The sequence below is a fragment of the Micromonospora sp. NPDC005806 genome, assembly GCF_042871425.1.
Classification (GTDB): domain Bacteria; phylum Actinomycetota; class Actinomycetes; order Mycobacteriales; family Micromonosporaceae; genus Micromonospora.
This window is the reverse complement of sequence record NZ_JBIAIL010000003.1, coordinates 300,872-317,328: the sequence shown is the minus strand read 5'-3', so window position 1 is coordinate 317,328 and position 16,457 is coordinate 300,872. Positions and strand designations below refer to the sequence as shown.

General features: G+C 72.5%; 19 protein-coding genes. 10 read left to right on the top strand and 9 right to left on the bottom strand.

Annotation, left to right across the window (positions count from 1 at the left end; genetic code table 11):
• The first annotated feature begins 175 nt into the window (after positions 1–175).
• Entirely contained in the window at positions 176–1,333 is a 1,158-nt protein-coding gene (locus ACFYOS_RS06325; RefSeq protein WP_387136346.1) for a CapA family protein, read from the top strand.
• 58 nt (positions 1,334–1,391) lie between these two features.
• Here the strand turns inward: ACFYOS_RS06325 and ACFYOS_RS06320 are convergent, their stop codons facing one another.
• Together ACFYOS_RS06320 and ACFYOS_RS06315 are read right to left on the bottom strand one after the other, a co-directional pair.
• The gene (locus tag ACFYOS_RS06320; protein WP_387136345.1) at positions 1,392–2,762 is read right to left on the bottom strand and encodes an alpha/beta hydrolase family protein; all 1,371 of its coding nucleotides are present in this window, start codon (positions 2,760–2,762) and stop codon (positions 1,392–1,394) included.
• A 162-nt stretch (positions 2,763–2,924) separates the two neighbouring features.
• Entirely contained in the window at positions 2,925–3,056 is a 132-nt protein-coding gene (locus ACFYOS_RS06315; RefSeq protein ID WP_387136344.1) for a hypothetical protein, read from the bottom strand.
• A 157-nt stretch (positions 3,057–3,213) separates the two neighbouring features.
• Between ACFYOS_RS06315 and ACFYOS_RS06310 the strand changes: the two genes are divergently transcribed.
• Both ACFYOS_RS06310 and ACFYOS_RS06305 read left to right on the top strand, forming a co-directional pair.
• On the top strand, positions 3,214–3,522 hold the full coding sequence (locus ACFYOS_RS06310) for a hypothetical protein (RefSeq protein WP_387136343.1): 309 nt from the start codon (positions 3,214–3,216) through the stop codon (positions 3,520–3,522).
• A gap of 535 nt (positions 3,523–4,057) precedes the next feature.
• Positions 4,058–4,654: a hypothetical protein gene (locus ACFYOS_RS06305; protein ID WP_387136342.1), complete on the top strand. Its 597-nt coding sequence runs from the start codon at positions 4,058–4,060 to the stop codon at positions 4,652–4,654.
• A gap of 90 nt (positions 4,655–4,744) precedes the next feature.
• Here the strand turns inward: ACFYOS_RS06305 and ACFYOS_RS06300 are convergent, their stop codons facing one another.
• Together ACFYOS_RS06300 and ACFYOS_RS06295 are read right to left on the bottom strand one after the other, a co-directional pair.
• A complete protein-coding gene (locus tag ACFYOS_RS06300) occupies positions 4,745–5,581 on the bottom strand; it encodes an undecaprenyl-diphosphate phosphatase (RefSeq protein ID WP_387136341.1) in 837 nt (278 codons plus the stop codon).
• On the bottom strand, positions 5,578–6,630 hold the full coding sequence (locus ACFYOS_RS06295) for an LLM class F420-dependent oxidoreductase (RefSeq protein ID WP_387136340.1): 1,053 nt from the start codon (positions 6,628–6,630) through the stop codon (positions 5,578–5,580). Before ACFYOS_RS06295 ends, ACFYOS_RS06300 begins: the two co-directional genes overlap by 4 nt.
• A 169-nt stretch (positions 6,631–6,799) precedes the next feature.
• Between ACFYOS_RS06295 and ACFYOS_RS06290 the strand changes: the two genes are divergently transcribed.
• Entirely contained in the window at positions 6,800–7,771 is a 972-nt protein-coding gene (locus ACFYOS_RS06290; protein WP_387136339.1) for an aldo/keto reductase, read from the top strand.
• Between the two features lie 80 nt (positions 7,772–7,851).
• Positions 7,852–8,043 (top strand): DUF5703 family protein, encoded by a 192-nt coding sequence (locus tag ACFYOS_RS06285; protein WP_073838148.1) that lies wholly within the window; start codon positions 7,852–7,854, stop codon positions 8,041–8,043.
• Between the two features lie 79 nt (positions 8,044–8,122).
• Here the strand turns inward: ACFYOS_RS06285 and ACFYOS_RS06280 are convergent, their stop codons facing one another.
• Together ACFYOS_RS06280 and ACFYOS_RS06275 are read right to left on the bottom strand one after the other, a co-directional pair.
• Positions 8,123–8,782 (bottom strand): hypothetical protein, encoded by a 660-nt coding sequence (locus tag ACFYOS_RS06280; RefSeq protein ID WP_387136338.1) that lies wholly within the window; start codon positions 8,780–8,782, stop codon positions 8,123–8,125.
• A gap of 61 nt (positions 8,783–8,843) precedes the next feature.
• Positions 8,844–10,172 carry a M20/M25/M40 family metallo-hydrolase gene (locus tag ACFYOS_RS06275; protein ID WP_387136337.1) on the bottom strand — a complete coding sequence of 443 codons (1,329 nt, stop codon included), beginning with the start codon at positions 10,170–10,172 and terminating at the stop codon, positions 8,844–8,846.
• A 147-nt stretch (positions 10,173–10,319) separates the two neighbouring features.
• Here ACFYOS_RS06275 and ACFYOS_RS06270 point away from each other — a divergent pair, with 147 nt between their 5' ends.
• The 3 genes from ACFYOS_RS06270 (at position 10,320) to ACFYOS_RS06260 (ending at position 12,275) form a co-directional block, all read left to right on the top strand.
• On the top strand, positions 10,320–10,937 hold the full coding sequence (locus tag ACFYOS_RS06270; protein WP_387136336.1) for a hemerythrin domain-containing protein: 618 nt from the start codon (positions 10,320–10,322) through the stop codon (positions 10,935–10,937).
• Between the two features lie 95 nt (positions 10,938–11,032).
• Positions 11,033–12,019, top strand: a complete 987-nt coding sequence (locus ACFYOS_RS06265; protein WP_387136335.1) for a LysR family transcriptional regulator — start codon at positions 11,033–11,035, stop codon at positions 12,017–12,019.
• A 19-nt stretch (positions 12,020–12,038) separates the two neighbouring features.
• Complete coding sequence (locus ACFYOS_RS06260) at positions 12,039–12,275, top strand: hypothetical protein (protein ID WP_387136334.1); 237 nt, start codon at positions 12,039–12,041, stop codon at positions 12,273–12,275.
• A gap of 51 nt (positions 12,276–12,326) precedes the next feature.
• Here the strand turns inward: ACFYOS_RS06260 and ACFYOS_RS06255 are convergent, their stop codons facing one another.
• The 3 genes from ACFYOS_RS06255 to ACFYOS_RS06245 all read right to left on the bottom strand — a co-directional run bounded on the left by ACFYOS_RS06255 (position 12,327) and on the right by ACFYOS_RS06245 (position 15,468).
• Positions 12,327–12,680 carry a DUF3140 domain-containing protein gene (locus ACFYOS_RS06255; RefSeq protein WP_387136333.1) on the bottom strand — a complete coding sequence of 118 codons (354 nt, stop codon included), beginning with the start codon at positions 12,678–12,680 and terminating at the stop codon, positions 12,327–12,329.
• Positions 12,680–12,853: a hypothetical protein gene (locus ACFYOS_RS06250; RefSeq protein WP_387136332.1), complete on the bottom strand. Its 174-nt coding sequence runs from the start codon at positions 12,851–12,853 to the stop codon at positions 12,680–12,682. The genes ACFYOS_RS06255 and ACFYOS_RS06250 overlap by 1 nt, the downstream gene beginning before the upstream one ends.
• Before the next feature lie 62 nt (positions 12,854–12,915).
• On the bottom strand, positions 12,916–15,468 hold the full coding sequence (locus ACFYOS_RS06245) for an ATP-dependent Clp protease ATP-binding subunit (protein WP_387136331.1): 2,553 nt from the start codon (positions 15,466–15,468) through the stop codon (positions 12,916–12,918).
• A 143-nt stretch (positions 15,469–15,611) separates the two neighbouring features.
• Between ACFYOS_RS06245 and ACFYOS_RS06240 the strand changes: the two genes are divergently transcribed.
• Positions 15,612–15,989, top strand: a complete 378-nt coding sequence (locus ACFYOS_RS06240) for a hypothetical protein (RefSeq protein WP_387136330.1) — start codon at positions 15,612–15,614, stop codon at positions 15,987–15,989.
• Positions 15,990–16,190: 201 nt separating this feature from the next.
• Positions 16,191–16,451 (top strand): hypothetical protein, encoded by a 261-nt coding sequence (locus ACFYOS_RS06235; protein ID WP_013286060.1) that lies wholly within the window; start codon positions 16,191–16,193, stop codon positions 16,449–16,451.
• The last annotated feature ends 6 nt before the right edge of the window (positions 16,452–16,457 follow it).

The following is a 16,457-nucleotide window of genomic DNA, read 5'->3' as shown; positions in this document are numbered from 1 at the left end:
CAGACCGTGCAGGTGTCGGCCTACCCGGACGCCTACGCCCAGTGGGAACAGCAGGCCGCCGACCTCGTCGCCCAGCACTGGAACAACTGACCCACCGAAAGGACCCCTCCCCCGTGGGAGGGGTCCTTTTGTATTTGCCCCTCCGGTGGCTCGGCCGCTGATAAGGATTCCTGAGATGAGGGTGAAGCTCGGCATCGCGGTGATCCTGGTACTGCTGACGGGGGCCTGTACCGAACCCGTACGGCTAGCCCCCGTTCCCTCCACCGCTCCGCGCGTCACGCCCCCGGCTTCCGGTCCGAAGCACCAGCTCACCGTCGTGGCCGCCGGGGATCTGCTGGTGCATCCGCCGCTCACCGAGCAGGCCGCCGCCGACGCGCAGGCGGCGGGCCGCAGCGGCCACGACTTCACCCAGGTGCTCGCCGCGATCCGTCCCCGGGTGAGCGCCGCGGACCTCGCCATCTGCCACATGGAGACACCCCTTGCGGACCCGCGCGGTCCGTTCACCGGATGGCCCACCTTCAGCGTGCCCCCGGAGTTGGCCGACGCCGCTGCCTGGGCCGGATTCGACACCTGCTCCACGGCATCCAACCACTCGCTGGACACGGGCATGGAGGGCGTCACCCGGACGCTTGACAACCTCGACCGGGTCGGGCTGCGTCACGCCGGCACGGCCCGCAGCGCGGCGGAGGCGGCCCGCCCGACCATCATCGACGTGGCAGGCGTAAAGGTCGCGCAGCTGTCGTACGCGCTGAGCTTCAACACCATCCCGCTTCCTCCCGGGCGGCCGTGGGCGGCGAACCTCATTGACCGGGACGCCATCCTGGCGGCGGCGCACCGGGCGCGAGCAGCGGGCGCGGAGATCGTCATCCTTTCCATGCACTGGGGGACCGAATACCAGAACGCGCCGAACGACGACCAGCTGGACGTGGCCCGGGAGCTGCTCGCGTCGCCCGACATCGACCTGATCATCGGCCACCACGTCCATGTGGTACAGCCGTTCGAGAAGATCGGCAGGAAGTGGGTCGCCTACGGGATGGGCAACCTGACCACCCGGTTCGACGACGGCGCCCCGGAGAACACGCAGGACGCCGTGGTGCCCGAGTTCACCTTCACCCGTGCCGCTTCAGGACGCTGGGAGGTCACCGACGTGACCGTACTGCCGACCTGGATGGAGTACCAGCCGGCGGCTCGAGTGGTCGACCTGGTCAGCGCAGCCAAGGATCCGGCGGTGCCGGCCGCGCGGCGGACGCACTACGCCGAGATCGAAAGGCGGATCAACGGGTACGTCGGCATGCGCGGCGCCTTCGAGGCGGGGCTGCACGCCCTGTCCTGATGGCCCGCCGCTGGGCCGCGGTCGGGACCATGACGGAGGCACGGTCCCGACCCGTCCGTCAGGGGCAGAGCGCGTACAACCGCCGGGTCCCGGAACCCGCAGCCCAAGCCGCTCGATCGCTGAACCGGCAGCCGAAGTCCGGCGCCGCCACCGCCTCCGGATCGGTGACCGCGTCGCCCACCGGCCGCTGTCCCGTGCGTACCCAGGAGACCAGGTCGTCCCAGGCGGCGCCGGCCTCGGCCGGGCTGAACTCGCAGTGCTGCGCGGCCCGGACGGCCCGCTGGACCACGAGGCGGCTGCGGCCGTGCGAGGCCGCGTCCCGGGCGTACGCCTGCTCCATGCTGAACGGCACGAACAGGTCACCGAGGTCGTGCAGGCTGAGCACCGGCGCGGTGGGGCGGCCGCTGATCCGCGGCACCTCGGTCAGCGTCGGCGACATCCGCTGCCACGGGTTCTCCGGGGCGACCCGCTGCACCGTGGCGTTGACGTCCACCGGGCTGTCCGGCGAGTACCGGGTTAGCAGGTTGGTGGCGAGTTGGCCGGGTCGCCGGGCGGGGGAGTCGCCGCCGTTGGTGGTGGCGATGCCGAAGAGGAAGTCCTTCCAGACCGCGAAGGCGGCGTCCGCGCCCGGGCGTTCCCCGCCGGAGCGGTTGACGGTGATGGCCCGCAGTTGCTTGCCCAGGTCGTTGGTGGTGTCCGGGCCGCCCGGTTTCAGCCCGGCGAGCCCGAGCGCGACCTGGATCCGGGGCACCGCGTTGGTGAGGTAGTCGGCCGGCGTCGGGTAGGCGCGCACCTCCGCGAGGGACTGCGCGACCAGGTTGTAGTCGAGGAAGAAGTCGAACAGCGCGTCGTCGCCGAGCGCCCCGCACAGGGGCAGCGCCCCGTCGTAGTAGCTCGGGTACTGCTCCAGCGAGCGGCCGATGATGTGCCCGCCCATCGACACCCCGGCGAGGTACACCCGCTTCGGCCGCTGCACCGTGTCGGCGAAGAAGTCGGCCAGCTCACGGGTGCCCAGCACCCCGGAGCGGATGTCGTAGCCGTTGCGGTCGTACGAGGACGACGCCCAGGCGTACCCCTGCGCGAGCATCCGCTGGCGCAGGTCGTACCCGGGCGGCTCGGGGGAGAGCACGCCGCCCTGGCCGCGGTAACCGTGCGCCCACATGACGAGTTCGCCGTTCCACCGGGCGGGGGTCTCGATGATGAAGCCGGCGTGCTCGTGCACGCCCTGGCGGACGGTGGTGGCGGCGCCGTCGACGACCAGGGGTGCGAGCGGCGGGTTGCTGATGGTGTAGCCGGGCAGTGGCTGGCTGCCGTCGTCGTCGCGGTCGGCGGCGACGGCCGGTGCGGCGCCGGCGAGACCAACCGTGAGGGTGAGGGCGGCACCGGCGGCGAGCAGCCGGCGGGCCAGGCGGGTGGGTGAGGTCAGCATCGTTGCTCCCGCGGGGACGGGTGCCGCCCCGGCAGGGGCGACCAGGTGGGACGGATGCCTACCGGCCGGTAGCGCACCGAAACTAGGCCTGGCCTCGACCGCTGTCAATCACCCCTGACCGAATGGTCAGTCAGCCGCACCCGGTCCGCCCACTGTGGCCGCTCAGACCAGACCGTGCGCGAGCATCGCCTCCGCCACCCGGCGAAAGCCGTTGATGCTCGCCCCGGCCACGTAGTCGCCCGGCAGGCCGTACTCCTCGGCGGTAGCCCAGCAGCGGGCGTGGATGTCCCGCATCGTCTCCCGCTGCCAGGCCAACTGTTGGCCCGACGGTCTCCGGCATCACCGCACGCCCCCTCCCGGTCCCGGCGGCGGTCCTGTCGGCCCACCGGGTCGGCATCCCGCCGACCGCCCCCGCGTACGGATCGTCACCGTGGTCCGGTTCACTGGTCAGATGGACGAGTTGATCTGGGACGCGGCCCGGGCCTCCCGGCGCTGGCTGGACGCCGCCAACGGCACCGGGGACACCGAGCTGACGTGCCGCATCCTCAAACTCACCGAGGAGGCGGGGGAGGCGGCCGCCGCCTGGATCGGGGTGCTCGGACAGAACCCGCGCAAAGGGGTGACGCACACCCGCGAGGACGTCGCGGCAGAGCTGGCGGACGTGGTGTTCACGGCGCTCGTGGCGATCGAGAGCCTGGGCATGGACGCGCGGTCGGCGCTTTCGGCTTGTGCTGACAAGGTGCAGTCCCGGTTGGGTTAGTCGCGCTCTCGTTCTGGGTTGCGGGTTCGATGGTTGCGGTTGGGCGGGCCACACCGCGTCGTGCGCGCTGCCCGGGCCGTGCGGCCTGCGTCGTCCGCATCCGGTGTACGCGCGACTGTCCGGTTCGATGCCTGCACAACGTCAGGGAAACTGCTGCCTCCGGGCGCGGAGGCGACAGTTTCGGGGAAGTTGTCGGAATCTTGGGCCGGCACGTCCGTCGCGGCCGGTGCCGTGTGTGGTCGGTTGTCCGGTTTCGGAGTGTGACCGGCGGCATCGCCGGGCCGGAATGGCGGGCGGGTGGGGGTCGTTGAATCCCGGTGTACGGCCGAGGAAGAGCACCCCGCCTGGCGGGGTGCGCAGGCCCCGGAATGATGGTGGGTCGCCGGTCGTTACACATGGTCCCGGCGCCGCGAAGAGGCCCCCGCCCCGCACGCCGGACCCCCCAGACTTCCCCCCTTTGAGCGCCTGACGTGGTGCTTGCGTCTGTTGCCGACCCCCTATCGGTGTGGACGCCGACCCCCGAATGGAGCTTCCCGTGAACTCGATGCTGCGTAAGAGCGTGCTTGGTGTTGCTGGTCTGGCGTTTGCCGGTGGTGTGTTCGCCGGTCCGATCGCCGCTCACGCCGACACCCGTCCTGTCGAGGGCAAGCCGGCCACGGTGGCGGTGCAGGCCGACAAGCCGGGCGTGGACAAGGCCAAGCTGATCCCGCACGGTGTGCAGGGCACCCAGTCGAACATCGCTCTGAACGACGAGCAGGTCGCCAACGCGAAGGCGATCATCGCCGCCACGAAGAAGGCCGGTCTGCCGGAGCGGGCCGCGGTCATCTCGATCGCCACCAGCCTGCAGGAGTCGAAGCTGGAGAACCTGGGCCACCTCGGCGACGCCAACGACCACGACTCGCTGGGCCTGTTCCAGCAGCGCCCCTCCAGTGGTTGGGGTACTCCGGAGCAGATCACCAACCCCGAGTACTCGACCCTCGCCTTCGAGAAGGGGTTGAAGCAGGTCGACGGCTGGCAGGACATGCCGCTGACCCAGGCCGCCCAGACCGTGCAGGTGTCGGCCTACCCGGACGCCTACGCCCAGTGGGAACAGCAGGCCGCCGACCTCGTCGCCCAACACTGGAACAACTGACCCACACACAAGGACACAAGCCGCTGGCCGGCACCCCGAGACAGGGGTGCCGGCCAGCGGCCTTTTGCGGACCAAAAACAACCACGAGAATCAGGTAGCGCTGATCGTCCCGGTGAGGAGCAGGCACAGGACCAGGGACCCGAGCGCCACCCGGTACAGCACGAAGACGTACAGCGTGTGGTGGGCGACGTAGCGCAGCAGCCAGGCGATGGCCGCGTAGCCGATGACGAAGGCGATCAGCGTCGCGACGATCATCTGGGCCACGCTGGGTGCGGCGGTGCCCGGCGCGGCCGGCTCGAAGACGTCGCCGAGGCTGAACACGCCGGAGAGCACCACCGCCGGGATGGCCAGCAGGAACGAGTACCGCGCCGCCGTCTCGCGGGTCAGGTTCAGCAGCAGGCCGAAGGTGAGCGTGCCGCCGGACCGGGACACGCCGGGGATCAGCGCCATGGCCTGGGCGAAGCCCATGACGACACCATCGCGCATCCGGAAGTTCTCCAGCGTGCGGGTCTGCCGGCCCCAGTACTCGGCGAAGGCCAGCACGAAGGCGAAGAAGATCAACGTGAAGGAGATCAGGTAGAGGTTCCGGGCCACCGTCTGGATCTGGTCCTTGAACAGCAGCCCGAAGACGCCGATCGGGATGGTGCCGACGATGACGTACCAGCCCATCCGGTAGTCGAGGCTGGACCGGACCGAGCGGTCCACCAGGCCGAGGAACCAGGTGCGGATGATCCGCCAGATGTCCTTGAAGAAGTAGATCAGCACCGCCGCCTCGGTGCCCAGCTGGGTCACCGCGGTGAACGAGGCGCCCGCGTCGCGGCCGAAGAAGATCGCCGAGGTGATCCGCAGGTGGCCGGAGGAGGAGATCGGCAGGAATTCCGTGAGCCCCTGGACGATGCCCAGGACGATGGCTTCGACCCAGGTCACTCGCCAACTCCGGACAGTTCGAGGGCCTCGGCGACGGTACGCAGCGTCTGCACGCCGCTCTCCCGGTCGGCCGCGAACAGGGTCACCGAGAGGGTGGTCACGCCGGCGGCGGCGTAGTCCCGCATCCGGTCGGCGATGCGCTCCTTCGGGCCGAGCAGCGAGGTGCGGTCGATGAACTCCATCGGCACCGCCGCGGCGGCGTCCCGCTGCCGCTTGGCGAGATAGAGGTCCTGCACCTCGCGGGCGGCGTCGCCGTAGCCCATCCGGGTGGCGAGCTGGTTGTAGAAGTTCTGCTGCCGGCTGCCCATCCCGCCGACGTAGAGGGCGGCGTACCAGCGGACCAGCTCGGCGCAGGTGGCGATGTCGTCGCCGACCACCACCGGCACGGACGGGACGACGTCGAAGCCGGCCAGCTCCTTGCCGGCCTTGGCCCGCCCGGCCCGGACGGAGGCGAGCTGCTCCTCGGCGAACTCGGGGGCGTAGAAGACGGCGAGCCAGCCGTCGGCGATCTCCCCGGCCAGTTCGAGGTTCTTCGGGCCGACGGCGGCCAGGTAGATCGGGATGTGGTCGCGCGGTGGGTGGAAGCCCAGCCGGAGCGCCTTGCCCGGGCCGTCCGGCAGCGGCAGCGTGTAGTGCTCGCCGTCGTACGCGACCTCCTTGCGGGCGACCGCGAGCTTCACGATGTCGACGTACTCCCGGGTCCGGGCCAGGGGCTTGGCGAAGCGGACGCCGTGCCAGCCCTCGGAGACCTGCGGGCCGGAGACCCCCAGGCCGAGCCGGAACCGGCCGCCGGACAGCGCGTCGATGGTTGCCGCCGTCATCGCGGTCATCGCCGGGGTCCGGGCGGGGATCTGCATCACCGCGGCGCCCACGTCGATCCGCTCGGTCTGGCCGGCCATCCAGGCCAGCATGCTCGGCGAGTCGGAGCCGTAGGCCTCCGCCGCCCACACCACCGAGTAGCCGAGCCGGTCCGCCTCCTGGGCCAGTGCCAGGTGATCGGCGGGCGTGCTCCACGCCGTCTGGTATCCGAGGCTGAGCCCGAGTCGCACTGGTCCTCCCACCATCCGCACCACAGGTCGAATCAGGTTACGCAATGCGGGTGGAGCAACCGATCACCGGCTCACCCCCCGAACACGTCAAACCGGGCCGGAAGGTCGAGCAGGAACTTGACTCCGGGCGAGGATATCCGTGACGCCGGGTTCGAAATAAGGTTCACCCATGCAACAGCGACCGCTCGGCCGAAGCGGGCTGGCGGTTTCGCGGCTCGCGCTCGGCACCATGACCTGGGGACGGGACACCGATGCCGACGACGCGGCCGCCCAACTGAAGAGCTACCTCGACGCGGGTGGCAACCTCATCGACACCGCCGACGTGTACGCCGACGGCGACGCAGAGTCGGTGATCGGCTCGCTGCTGGGCAGCCTGGTCTCCCGGGACGACCTGCTCATCGCCACCAAGGCGGGGCTGCGGCCGGGCAGCGGCCGCCGCCGGGACGGCTCTCGCGGGCACCTGCTGCGCACCCTGGAGGCGACGCTGCGCCGGCTCGGCACCGACCACGTCGACCTCTGGCAGGTGCACGGGTACGACCCGGACACCCCGCTCGAGGAGACCCTCGCCGCCCTGGACCACGCGGTGTCCAGCGGGAAGGCCCGGTACGTGGGGGTGTCGAACTTCTCCGGCTGGCAGACCGCCCGGGCCGCCGCCTGGCAGGCCGCCTGGCCCGGGCGCGCCCCGGTGGTCGCCGCCCAGGTGGAGTACTCGCTGCTGGAGCGGGGCGTGGAGCGCGAGGTGCTGCCCGCCTGCGAGGCGATGGGGCTGGGGGTGCTGCCCTGGTCGCCGCTGGGCCGCGGGGTGCTCACCGGCAAGTACCGGCACGGCCGGCCGGCCGACTCCCGGGCCGCGTCGCCGCACTTCGAGCGCTTCGTCGCCACCTACCTGGAGCCGCGCTGCTCCAGCATCGTCGAGGCGGTCGCCACCGCCGCCGGCGGCCTGGGCGTGTCACCGCTGGAGGTGGCGCTGGCGTGGATCCGGGACCGGCCCGGGGTGACCGCCCCCATCCTTGGCGCCCGGACCGTCGGGCAGCTCCTCGGCGCGCTGCAGGTGGAGCGGATGACCCTGCCGGAGGAGATCGTCACGGCGCTGGACGACGTCTCGGCGGTGCCGGTCGGCTACCCGGAACGGGACGGCTGAGACCGCCGCCGGCGCGACGCGCGACGTGGGTCACCGCCAGGGGCTGGCATTGGGCCACCGGGCTGGGCAGCATAGGGGTCATGGACTACGAATACGCGCCGCTGCGGTTGCCCGCGAATGTCGATCGGTTGACCGCCGCGGCGCAGCTGGCCATCCAGGCGGAGTTCTCCGGATGGGAATTGGCCCGGGTGCGGCTGTACCGGGACGGGACGCGGCAGGTGATGCTGCGCCGTCGCCGGGTCAACCAGCCGCAGCCGGGCCTGTCGTACTGAGGGCGGCGCGAGCCGTACCCGGGACGCGCCGGGTGCCCGGGGCCCGCACCGCACGGTCAGGCCCCGGGGTCGTCACGGCCTAGTGGGCGTGGTCGTGGTCGTGCTCCTCGTCGAGCTCGAGGAACGGGTGCTCGTCGAGCCGGCCCACCAGCCGGTCGTCGGCGGCCGGCTGGAACGGGCCGACCGGGTCGTCGTCGTCGAACGACTCCAGGTCGACCGGGGTGCCGACCTCGCTGACCATGACCACCCCGTCGAGCGGCTCCAGCTCGGGCACGTCCAGCGCGCTGAGCGAGCCGTCGCCACTCTGCAGCAGCTCCAGCACCGCCTCGCCGACCCCCTCGACCGGGGCCGGTTCGTCCTCCTCCGGGGTGCCCTCGCGGCGGGCCGCCTCGGCCGCCCGGATCAGGGCGGACACGCTCGGCACCCGGTAGTCCCGGCGCTGCCGCACCGAGATGACCCGCGGGTGCGGGTCGGTGGCCTCCACGCCCTCCACGGCGCCGAAGCGCTCGTCGGCCTCGTCCGGGTCGATCGACTCCACGTCCCACGGGGTCACCTCGCCGTACGCGTCGAGCAGCTGCTCGTCGTACGCGAAGGAGGCGTTGTTCAACGCGACGTACGCCTGCCAGACGTTGTCGTCGTCGATCCGGCCCTGGGCGGCGCGGACGGCGGCCAGGTGGGCCCGGGCCGCGTCGATCACCCGCTCCAGGGCGGCATCCAGCTCACCGTGCTGGTCGGTCATGTGTGGCAGTCCCTTCGCAGATGGGGGAGGTTCCGCGCCGACGGTGACGCGACGGGCACGGTTAGCAGTTGCGGAGAAACCGGTCGAGAACCCGCACGCCGAACTGTAGTCCGTCCACCGGCACGCGCTCGTCGATGCCATGGAACAGGCCGGAGAAATTGAGGTCGGCGGGCAACCGCAGCGGGGCGAAGCCGAAGCAGCGGATGCCGAGCAGCGAGAACGCCTTGGCATCGGTGCCGCCGGAGAGCATGTACGGCACCGGGCGGGCACCCGGGTCCTCGGCGCGCAGTGCGGCGGACATCGCGTCGACCAGGTCACCGTCGAAGGTGGTCTCCAGGGCTGGCTGGCGCTGGATGTACTCGATGGCGATGTCCGGGCCGACCAGCTCGCGCAGCTGCTCCTCCAGCAGCTCGGACTGGCCGGGCAGGCTGCGGCAGTCGATGGTGGCGGTGGCCCGCCCCGGGATGACGTTGTCCTTGTAGCCGGCGGCGAGCCGGGTCGGGTTGGCGGTGCTGCGGATCGTCGCCCCGACGATGTTGGCGATCGGGCCGAGCTTGGCGATCGCGGTCTCCGGGTCCTCCGGGTCGATCTCGATGCCGAGGACGTCGGAGACCTCCTTGAGGAAGGCCCGCACGGTGTCGGTGACGGTGATCGGGAAGCGGTGCCGGCCGATCCGGGCGACCGCCTCGGCGAGGGCGGTGACGGCGTTGTCGTCGTGGATGAACGACCCGTGCCCCGGGCGACCCTTCGCGTGCAGGCGCAGCCAGTCGATGCCCTTCTCGGCGGTCTCGATGAGGTAGAGCCGCCGCTGCGCGTCGATGGAGTAGGAGAAGCCGCCGACCTCGCCGATCGCCTCGGTGCAGCCGTCGAAGAGGTCGCGGTGCCGCCGGGCGAGGAAGTGCGCGCCGTAGTCGCTGCCGGCCTCCTCGTCGGCGGTGAAGGCGAGCACCACGTCCCGCTTCGGTCGCACCCCGGACCGCTGCCAGCCGCGGACCACCGCGAGCACCATGGCGTCGAAGTCCTTCATGTCGATCGCGCCGCGGCCCCACAGGTAGCCGTCGCGGATCTCGCCGGAGAACGGGTGCACCGACCACTCGTCGGGATCGGCGGGGACCACGTCGAGGTGGCCGTGGACCAACAGGGCGTCCCGCCCCGGATCGGTGCCCGGGATCCGGGCGACCAGGTTGGCCCGCCCGGGCGCGGACTCGTGGATCTGCGCGTCGATGCCGACCTCGGCGAGCTTCTCCGCGACGTACTCCGCCGCGCGGCGTTCCCCGACGCTGGTGTCGTTGTCCCCGGTGTTGGTGGTGTCGATGCGCAGCAGGTCGCGGCAGAGGTCCACGACCTCGTCGGTGGGGTCCGGTCGGGCGGAAGCGGCGTCGCTCGTCATCGCATCTTCATACCAGCCGGCCCCGACGGCCGGCGCGCCCCCGCCCGCGTGCGGTTTCGCGGATCGCGCGTGCGGGTACCGCCGCTGGCGTCCCCGCACCCCACCGGGCCGCCGGTCCCCCGCCGGCCATCCGCCGAGGAGGGCACCATGGCCGTCCCCCTGCCGCCGCTGCCGCCCGCCGCCGACGACGCGTACCGGCCGGGCGGCCGGAGCCTGGCCGACATCGTGGACCGGGAGCACCGGGCCCTGCTCGGCCTGGCCGAGCAGGTCACCGACGCGCAGCTGACCGCGCAGCGGCGGCGGGAGGTGCTCGACGTGCTCACGGCCATGGTGTCCCGGCACCTCTCCGCCGAGGAGCAGTACCTCTACCCGTCCGCCCGGGCCGCGGTGGCGGAGAGCGCCGAGCTGGTGGACCGGGAGATCGAGGCGGACGCGGCGCTGCTGACCGCCCTGAAGGGACTGTCCGGGCCGGACGACCCGGCGCTGGCCGAGGTGGACGAGCGGGTCCGCCGGCACGTGAGCCGGGTCGCCGCGCTGGTCGCCCCGCTGCGCGAGGTGGCCACCGACGCCGAGCTGATCCGGCTGGGCAACCGGTGGGAGATCGCCGAGGAGGCCGCGCCGACCCGGCCGCACCCGGGCACCCCGGCCACCCCGCCCTGGAACAAGATCGTCGAGCCGGTGGTGGGCGTGCTGGACAAGGTCCGGGACGTGGTGACCGGCCGGCGTACCCAGCTGTCGGACCTGGAGCGGCCGCGCGGGCAGTGAGCCGGGGGGCTCCCGACGGAGGCGATGGCGGATCGGCGTGCGCCGATGGCGGAACGACCCTTCCGCATACCCGTTCGTGGTCCTACCGTCACCCTATGAATCTGGAGCTGCGACACCTACGGGCGGTCTGCGCGATCGCCGAGACGGGGAGCGTGACCAAGGCCGCCTCGACGCTCGGGCTGGCCCAGCCGGCGCTGACCGCACAGCTCCAACGCATCGAACGCACCCTCGGTGGTCCGCTCTTCGAGCGGGACCGCCGCGGCGCCCGGCCCACCGCGCTGGGCGAGCTGGTGCTGGACCGGGCCCGGGTGCTGCTGCCGGCGATGAAGGGCCTGCAGGACGAGGCGGCCCGGCTGGCCGGGGCGGGTGACCCGCTGAGCCGCTACCGGTTCGGCGGGGTGAACAGCCCGATCCTGGGCCGGCTGGTGCACCGGCTCGCCGCCGAGCGGCCCGACGTGCAGATCAGCACGTACGCGTCCTGGTCGGGAGACGAGCTGGCCCAGCTGGTTGCCGGGGGCCGGCTGGACTTCGCGCTCACCGGGGTCTGCGGGGACGCCGCCCCGTCGGCGGAGTTCGGACTGAGCTGGCGGGAGGTCGCCGTCGACCCGGTCTTCGTGCTGCTGAAGCAGACCCACCCGATGGCCGACCGGGACGAGATCCGCCTGGTGGACCTGCGGCGCGAGCAGTGGGTGGCAGCGCCGGGTGACGGCTGCTTCGGCGACTGCTTCGCCGCCGCCTGCGCCCGCGCCGGCTTCACCCCCCGCAAGATGTACGAGGCGGACGTGCGCGGCTGTCTGGACCTGGTCGACGCCGGCGAGGCGGTGGCGCTGTGCCGGGCGACGTTCCGGCCGGTGGCCGGCCTGGTCACCCGCCGGCTGGCCGGGGCGCCGCTGCGCTGGCGGCTGCTGTTGGGCTGGCACCCGGACGCCCCGGCCGCCCGGGTGGCCGAGACGGTGGTGGAGACGGCGGTGGCCGCGTACACCGACGCGCTGGCGAACCACCCCGACTACCTGGCCTGGCTGCTGCGCCACCCGGACTTCGGCGCGCAGCCGGCGGGGGCCGGCGGGGTGCGAACCGCCTGAGCGCGGGTATCACCGCCATATGACTGATCTGTACCCCGCCGCCGACCAGCGGGAGCTGCTGCGCCAGGCGGCCGCCGCGCACACCGCCGCCGCACAGGACGTCGAGACCTTCCTGCGCCGGCTGCCGGAGGTGCCCGACGCGACGGACATCACCGAGTACGCCAACCTGCTCAGCCGGGAGGAGCAGACCCGCGCCGACCGGCAGGCCGCGGCGGACGCCGCCGGGCTGGAGCTGCCGAGCTTGGAATCCGAGTAGCGCACGCGGACGGCACCCGGGCGGTGACCCGGGTGCCGTCGCCGTGTCCAGTCAGCGCTCGACGAGGACGTCGTGGCCGAGGTCCAGCAGGGAGTGCCGCCACTCGTTGTCGACGTTGCCCTGGCTCGGCCGTTCGTCGATGAGCGACTCGATGCGGTCGATCGCCTCCCGCATCACCTGGATGTCCTCACCGGTCAGATCCACCTTGCGCTTGGTCAGGACCCGCAGGATGTGCCGCCCCGGCTCGGGCAGGCCCATGTCCGGGTCGGGGCCGAACACCCCGCCCTCCCCCGAGCCGCGGGTCAGCAGCCACTGGCGCAGCTGCTCGGAGGGGACGTTCACCAGGGCGTGGAAGTCGTCCCAGATCTCGTCGACGTCAGGATCCACGCGCCCTCCGCGTACCATCACGCCTCCTCTCCCGGCGACGACCCGGACGGCGTCGGGTCGCCCTCGCCCTTCTCGGTCTGCTGCTTCAGCCCTTCCGGCGGCACCTTCACCCGGGACGGGTTGGCCGTCGGGGGCGCCACGATCGGTTCGCTGCGCTCGCTGTCCTCCCGGGTCTCCTCGGGTTCAGTCATGTCCGCCCTCCGATCCTTCGCGGATGGGACGCCCTTGCCCATCGGGGATGGCACGTCCCCGCTCACCGCGGGTGGGACGTCGTCGCGGCCGTGTAGCCGCGCTCGCCGGCGGTCACGTCGAAGGCGAGCTGGCCCTCCCGCGCGTCGACGATGACCTTCTGGCCCGGCGAAATCTCGTTCTCCAGCAGCATCCGGGACAGCCGGTTGTCGACCTCCCGCTGGATGACCCTGCGCAACGGCCGGGCGCCGAACTCGGGCTGGTAGCCGTGCTCGGCGAGCCAGTCCACGCCGGCGGTGGTGAAGTCGACCTGGATGTCCTGGGCGTGCAGCCGGCGGCGAGTCTCCTCCAGCAGCAGGTCGGTGATCTGCCGCAGCTGCTCGGCTTCCAGGCGCTGGAAGATGATGATCTCGTCGATCCGGTTGAGGAACTCCGGCCGGAAGTTCTCCTGGAGCCGCCGCATCAGCCGCTCCCGCAGCTCGGTGGACTCCTGCTCGCCGGGCTCGCCGGCGGCGGCGAAGCCGACCGTGCGTCGGGTGCCGGTGATCAGCTCCGAGCCCAGGTTGCTCGTCATGATCAGTACGGTGTTCTTGAAGTTCACCGTTCGCCCCTGGCTGTCGGTGAGCCGGCCGTCGTCGAGCACCTGGAGCAGGATGTTGAACACGTCCGGGTGCGCCTTCTCGATCTCGTCGAGCAGCACCACCGCGTACGGGCGGCGGCGGACCGCCTCGGTGAGCTGGCCGGCCTCCTCGTAGCCGACGTACCCGGGCGGGGCGCCGACCAGCCGGCTGACCGTGTGCCGCTCCTGGAACTCGCTCATGTCCACCCGGACCATCCGGTCCGCCTCGCCGAACAGCGCCTCGGCGAGGGCCCGGGCCAGCTCGGTCTTGCCGACGCCGGTGGGGCCGAGGAAGAGGAAGCTGCCCATCGGCCGGTTCGGGTCGGCCAGCCCGGCACGCGACCGGCGCACCGCCTCGGCGACGGCGGTGACCGCCTCGTCCTGGCCGACCACCTTCTCGTGCAGGTACCCCTCCAGGCGCAGCAGCCGGTCGCGTTCCTCCTCGGTGAGCTGGGTGACCGGGATCCCGGTGGCCCGGGAGACCACCTCGGCGATGTCCGTCGGCCCGACCGTGGGCACCTCGGGGTTCTCGCCTTCGCCCCGGGCCCGCCGGATCTGGTCCTCCAGCTCGGTCACCCGGTCGCGCAGCGAGGAGGCACGCTCGTACTGCTCGTCGGCGACGGCCTGGTCCTTGTCCCGGCGTACCTCGTCGAGCTGCTGCTCCAGCTCCCGCACGTCGGCGGCCGGGGTGCGGGTGCGCAATCGGACCCGGGCGCCGGCCTGGTCGATCAGGTCGATCGCCTTGTCCGGCAGGTACCGGTCGGTGACGTACCGGTCGGAGAGCTCGGCGGCGGCGACGAGGGCCTCGTCGGTGAAGCGGACCTGGTGGTGCGCCTCGTACCGGTCGCGCAGGCCGCGCAGGATGGCGATGGTGTCCTCGACGGTCGGCTCGGGGACCAGCACCGGCTGGAATCGGCGGGCCAGCGCGGCGTCCTTCTCGATGCTGCGCCGGTACTCGTCCAGCGTGGTCGCGCCGATCACTCGCAGCTCGCCGCGGGCCAGCGCCGGTTTGAGCATGTTCGACGCGTCCATGCCGCCCTCGCTGCCGGCGCCGCCCGCGCCGACCAGGGTGTGGATCTCGTCCAGGAAGATGATCAGCTCGTCCTTGTGCGACCGGATCTCGTCGATCACCTTCTTCAAGCGTTCCTCGAAGTCGCCCCGATAGCGGGTGCCGGCGACCAGTCCGGCCAGGTCGAGCTGGATGACCCGCTTGCCGATCAGGGTCTGCGGCACGTCGCCGTCGCAGATCCGCTCGGCGAGCCCCTCCACGATGGCGGTCTTGCCGACGCCGGCCTCACCGATCAGCACCGGGTTGTTCTTGGTCCGCCGGGACAGGATCTCCACGGCCTGCTCGATCTCGTCGGCCCGGCCGATCACCGGGTCGATCTGGTCCATCCGGGCCAGGTCGGTGAGGTCCTGGCCGTACTGGTCCAGGGTGGGAGTGCCGCGGTCCGGTTTGGGGCCGGCCATCGGGCCGCGCTCCGCGCTGGCGGCCTGCAACGACTCGGGCTGGATCCGCCCGGCGGCGAGCATCCGGCCGGCCGGCGACTCCGGGTTGAGCGGCAGGGCCATCAGGATGTGCTCGGGCCCGATGTAGTTGGCCCCCATCGCCCGGGACAGCTGGTGCGCGTCGAGCAGCGCCCGCTTGGCCGCCGGGGTGAGGGACAGGTTCGGCGGCACCTCGCCGCGCGGCGCCCCCTCACCGCGCCCGCCGAGGGCGTTGACCAGGGCGTCCGGGTCGGCGCCGGCGCGGCGGACCAGGTCGCGCAGCGGCTCGCGTTGCAACGCCGCCCAGAGCAGGTGGTCGGTGTCCAGGTCGTTGCTGTGCTTCTGGGCCGCGCGGCGGGCCGCGTCGGCGAGCATCTCCCGCGCGTCAGCGGTCATCAACCGGGTGATGTCGACCCGGTGCGCCGGCCGGCGTCCCCCCTCACCCCGGCCGAAGTACCGGGCCAGGAACTCGTCCCACGGGTCGTTGCCGAAGTCACCGGGTCCCATCATCTCTGTCCTCCGCAGTCGGTCGGCACGGCCGCCGGGGCGCGACATGGCGCGGCACGGTCGGCGGTGGCTACCCGGCGGTCGGCGCGACAAACACGGGCGGGTGAAGCGTGGGTGGCGGGCCGGCTCGGTGGCAGGCTGGGGGGATGGAGCCCCGGCCGCTGCTGATCGTCGACGGCGCGAACGTGGTGGGCTCGCGGCCGGACGGCTGGTGGCGGGACCGGGCCGGGGCCGCCGCCCGGCTGCGCGACGCGCTGGTCCCGGTGGCCGAGACGGGCGTACCACCGGAGCTGCCGCAGCCGGTGGAGGTGGTGCTCGTGGTGGAGGGCGCGGCGCGGGACGTCCCGGCGGTGCCGGGCGTCGACGTGGTGGCCGCGCCGGGCTCCGGCGACGACACCGTCGTCGACCTGGTTGCGGCGGCGCCGGACCGCCGCCGGGTGGTGGTCACCGCCGACCGGGAGCTGCGGGCCCGGGTGGGCGCGCTGGGCGCCGAGGTGCACGGTCCGCGCTGGCTGGGCCGGTGACCGGGGTACGGGACGCGAGCCCGTCCCGTGGACCGGATCGGGCGGTGCTCCGGCGGGACCGGCCCGGCCCCTCCCGGAGGGTCTTCGCCCACGTCAACGGCCCAATCGGACAGCCGGGCAGGAACGTCACGAGGGCGGATGTTCTCCCACCCGTCGCGATGCGTTGTAATGGAGATCTCCCCCGCCCCCAGGAGGTCCCCCGTGGCGAGCGTCGCCGAGCTGAAGGCAGCCATAGATGTCGCCCTCCAGCAGATAGGTGACGGGCAGACAGCCGTGCAGGCGGCCGGCGAGAAGCTGGCCGAGGCGCAGCAGACCCTGGCCGGCGCGTTGGAGGGCAGCGGCCACGAGACCGTCGAGGCGGCCCAGGCGTCGCTGACCCAGGCCGGCCAGGAGCTGGAGGAATGCCTGGCCGCCACCCTGGTCGCGGTCGAGCAGGCGCAGCTCTACGTCGCCACCCTCTAGGGCCCG

Bases quoted from the DNA above. Each gene is read 5' to 3' on its own strand.
- ACFYOS_RS06320 (WP_387136345.1), bottom strand. From the start codon at position 2,762: ATGCTGACCTCACCCACCCGCCTGGCCCGCCGGCTGCTCGCCGCCGGT.
- ACFYOS_RS06280 (WP_387136338.1), bottom strand. From the start codon at position 8,782: ATGACCGACCAGCACGGTGAGCTGGATGCCGCCCTGGAGCGGGTGATC.
- ACFYOS_RS06290 (WP_387136339.1), top strand. From the start codon at position 6,800: ATGCAACAGCGACCGCTCGGCCGAAGCGGGCTGGCGGTTTCGCGGCTC.
- ACFYOS_RS06285 (WP_073838148.1), top strand. From the start codon at position 7,852: ATGGACTACGAATACGCGCCGCTGCGGTTGCCCGCGAATGTCGATCGG.
- ACFYOS_RS06310 (WP_387136343.1), top strand. From the start codon at position 3,214: ATGGACGAGTTGATCTGGGACGCGGCCCGGGCCTCCCGGCGCTGGCTG.
- ACFYOS_RS06240 (WP_387136330.1), top strand. From the start codon at position 15,612: ATGGAGCCCCGGCCGCTGCTGATCGTCGACGGCGCGAACGTGGTGGGC.
- ACFYOS_RS06260 (WP_387136334.1), top strand. From the start codon at position 12,039: ATGACTGATCTGTACCCCGCCGCCGACCAGCGGGAGCTGCTGCGCCAG.
- ACFYOS_RS06325 (WP_387136346.1), top strand. From the start codon at position 176: ATGAGGGTGAAGCTCGGCATCGCGGTGATCCTGGTACTGCTGACGGGG.
- ACFYOS_RS06270 (WP_387136336.1), top strand. From the start codon at position 10,320: ATGGCCGTCCCCCTGCCGCCGCTGCCGCCCGCCGCCGACGACGCGTAC.
- ACFYOS_RS06275 (WP_387136337.1), bottom strand. From the start codon at position 10,172: ATGACGAGCGACGCCGCTTCCGCCCGACCGGACCCCACCGACGAGGTC.
- ACFYOS_RS06265 (WP_387136335.1), top strand. From the start codon at position 11,033: ATGAATCTGGAGCTGCGACACCTACGGGCGGTCTGCGCGATCGCCGAG.
- ACFYOS_RS06315 (WP_387136344.1), bottom strand. From the start codon at position 3,056: ATGCGGGACATCCACGCCCGCTGCTGGGCTACCGCCGAGGAGTACGGC.
- ACFYOS_RS06250 (WP_387136332.1), bottom strand. From the start codon at position 12,853: ATGACTGAACCCGAGGAGACCCGGGAGGACAGCGAGCGCAGCGAACCG.
- ACFYOS_RS06245 (WP_387136331.1), bottom strand. From the start codon at position 15,468: ATGATGGGACCCGGTGACTTCGGCAACGACCCGTGGGACGAGTTCCTG.
- ACFYOS_RS06255 (WP_387136333.1), bottom strand. From the start codon at position 12,680: ATGGTACGCGGAGGGCGCGTGGATCCTGACGTCGACGAGATCTGGGAC.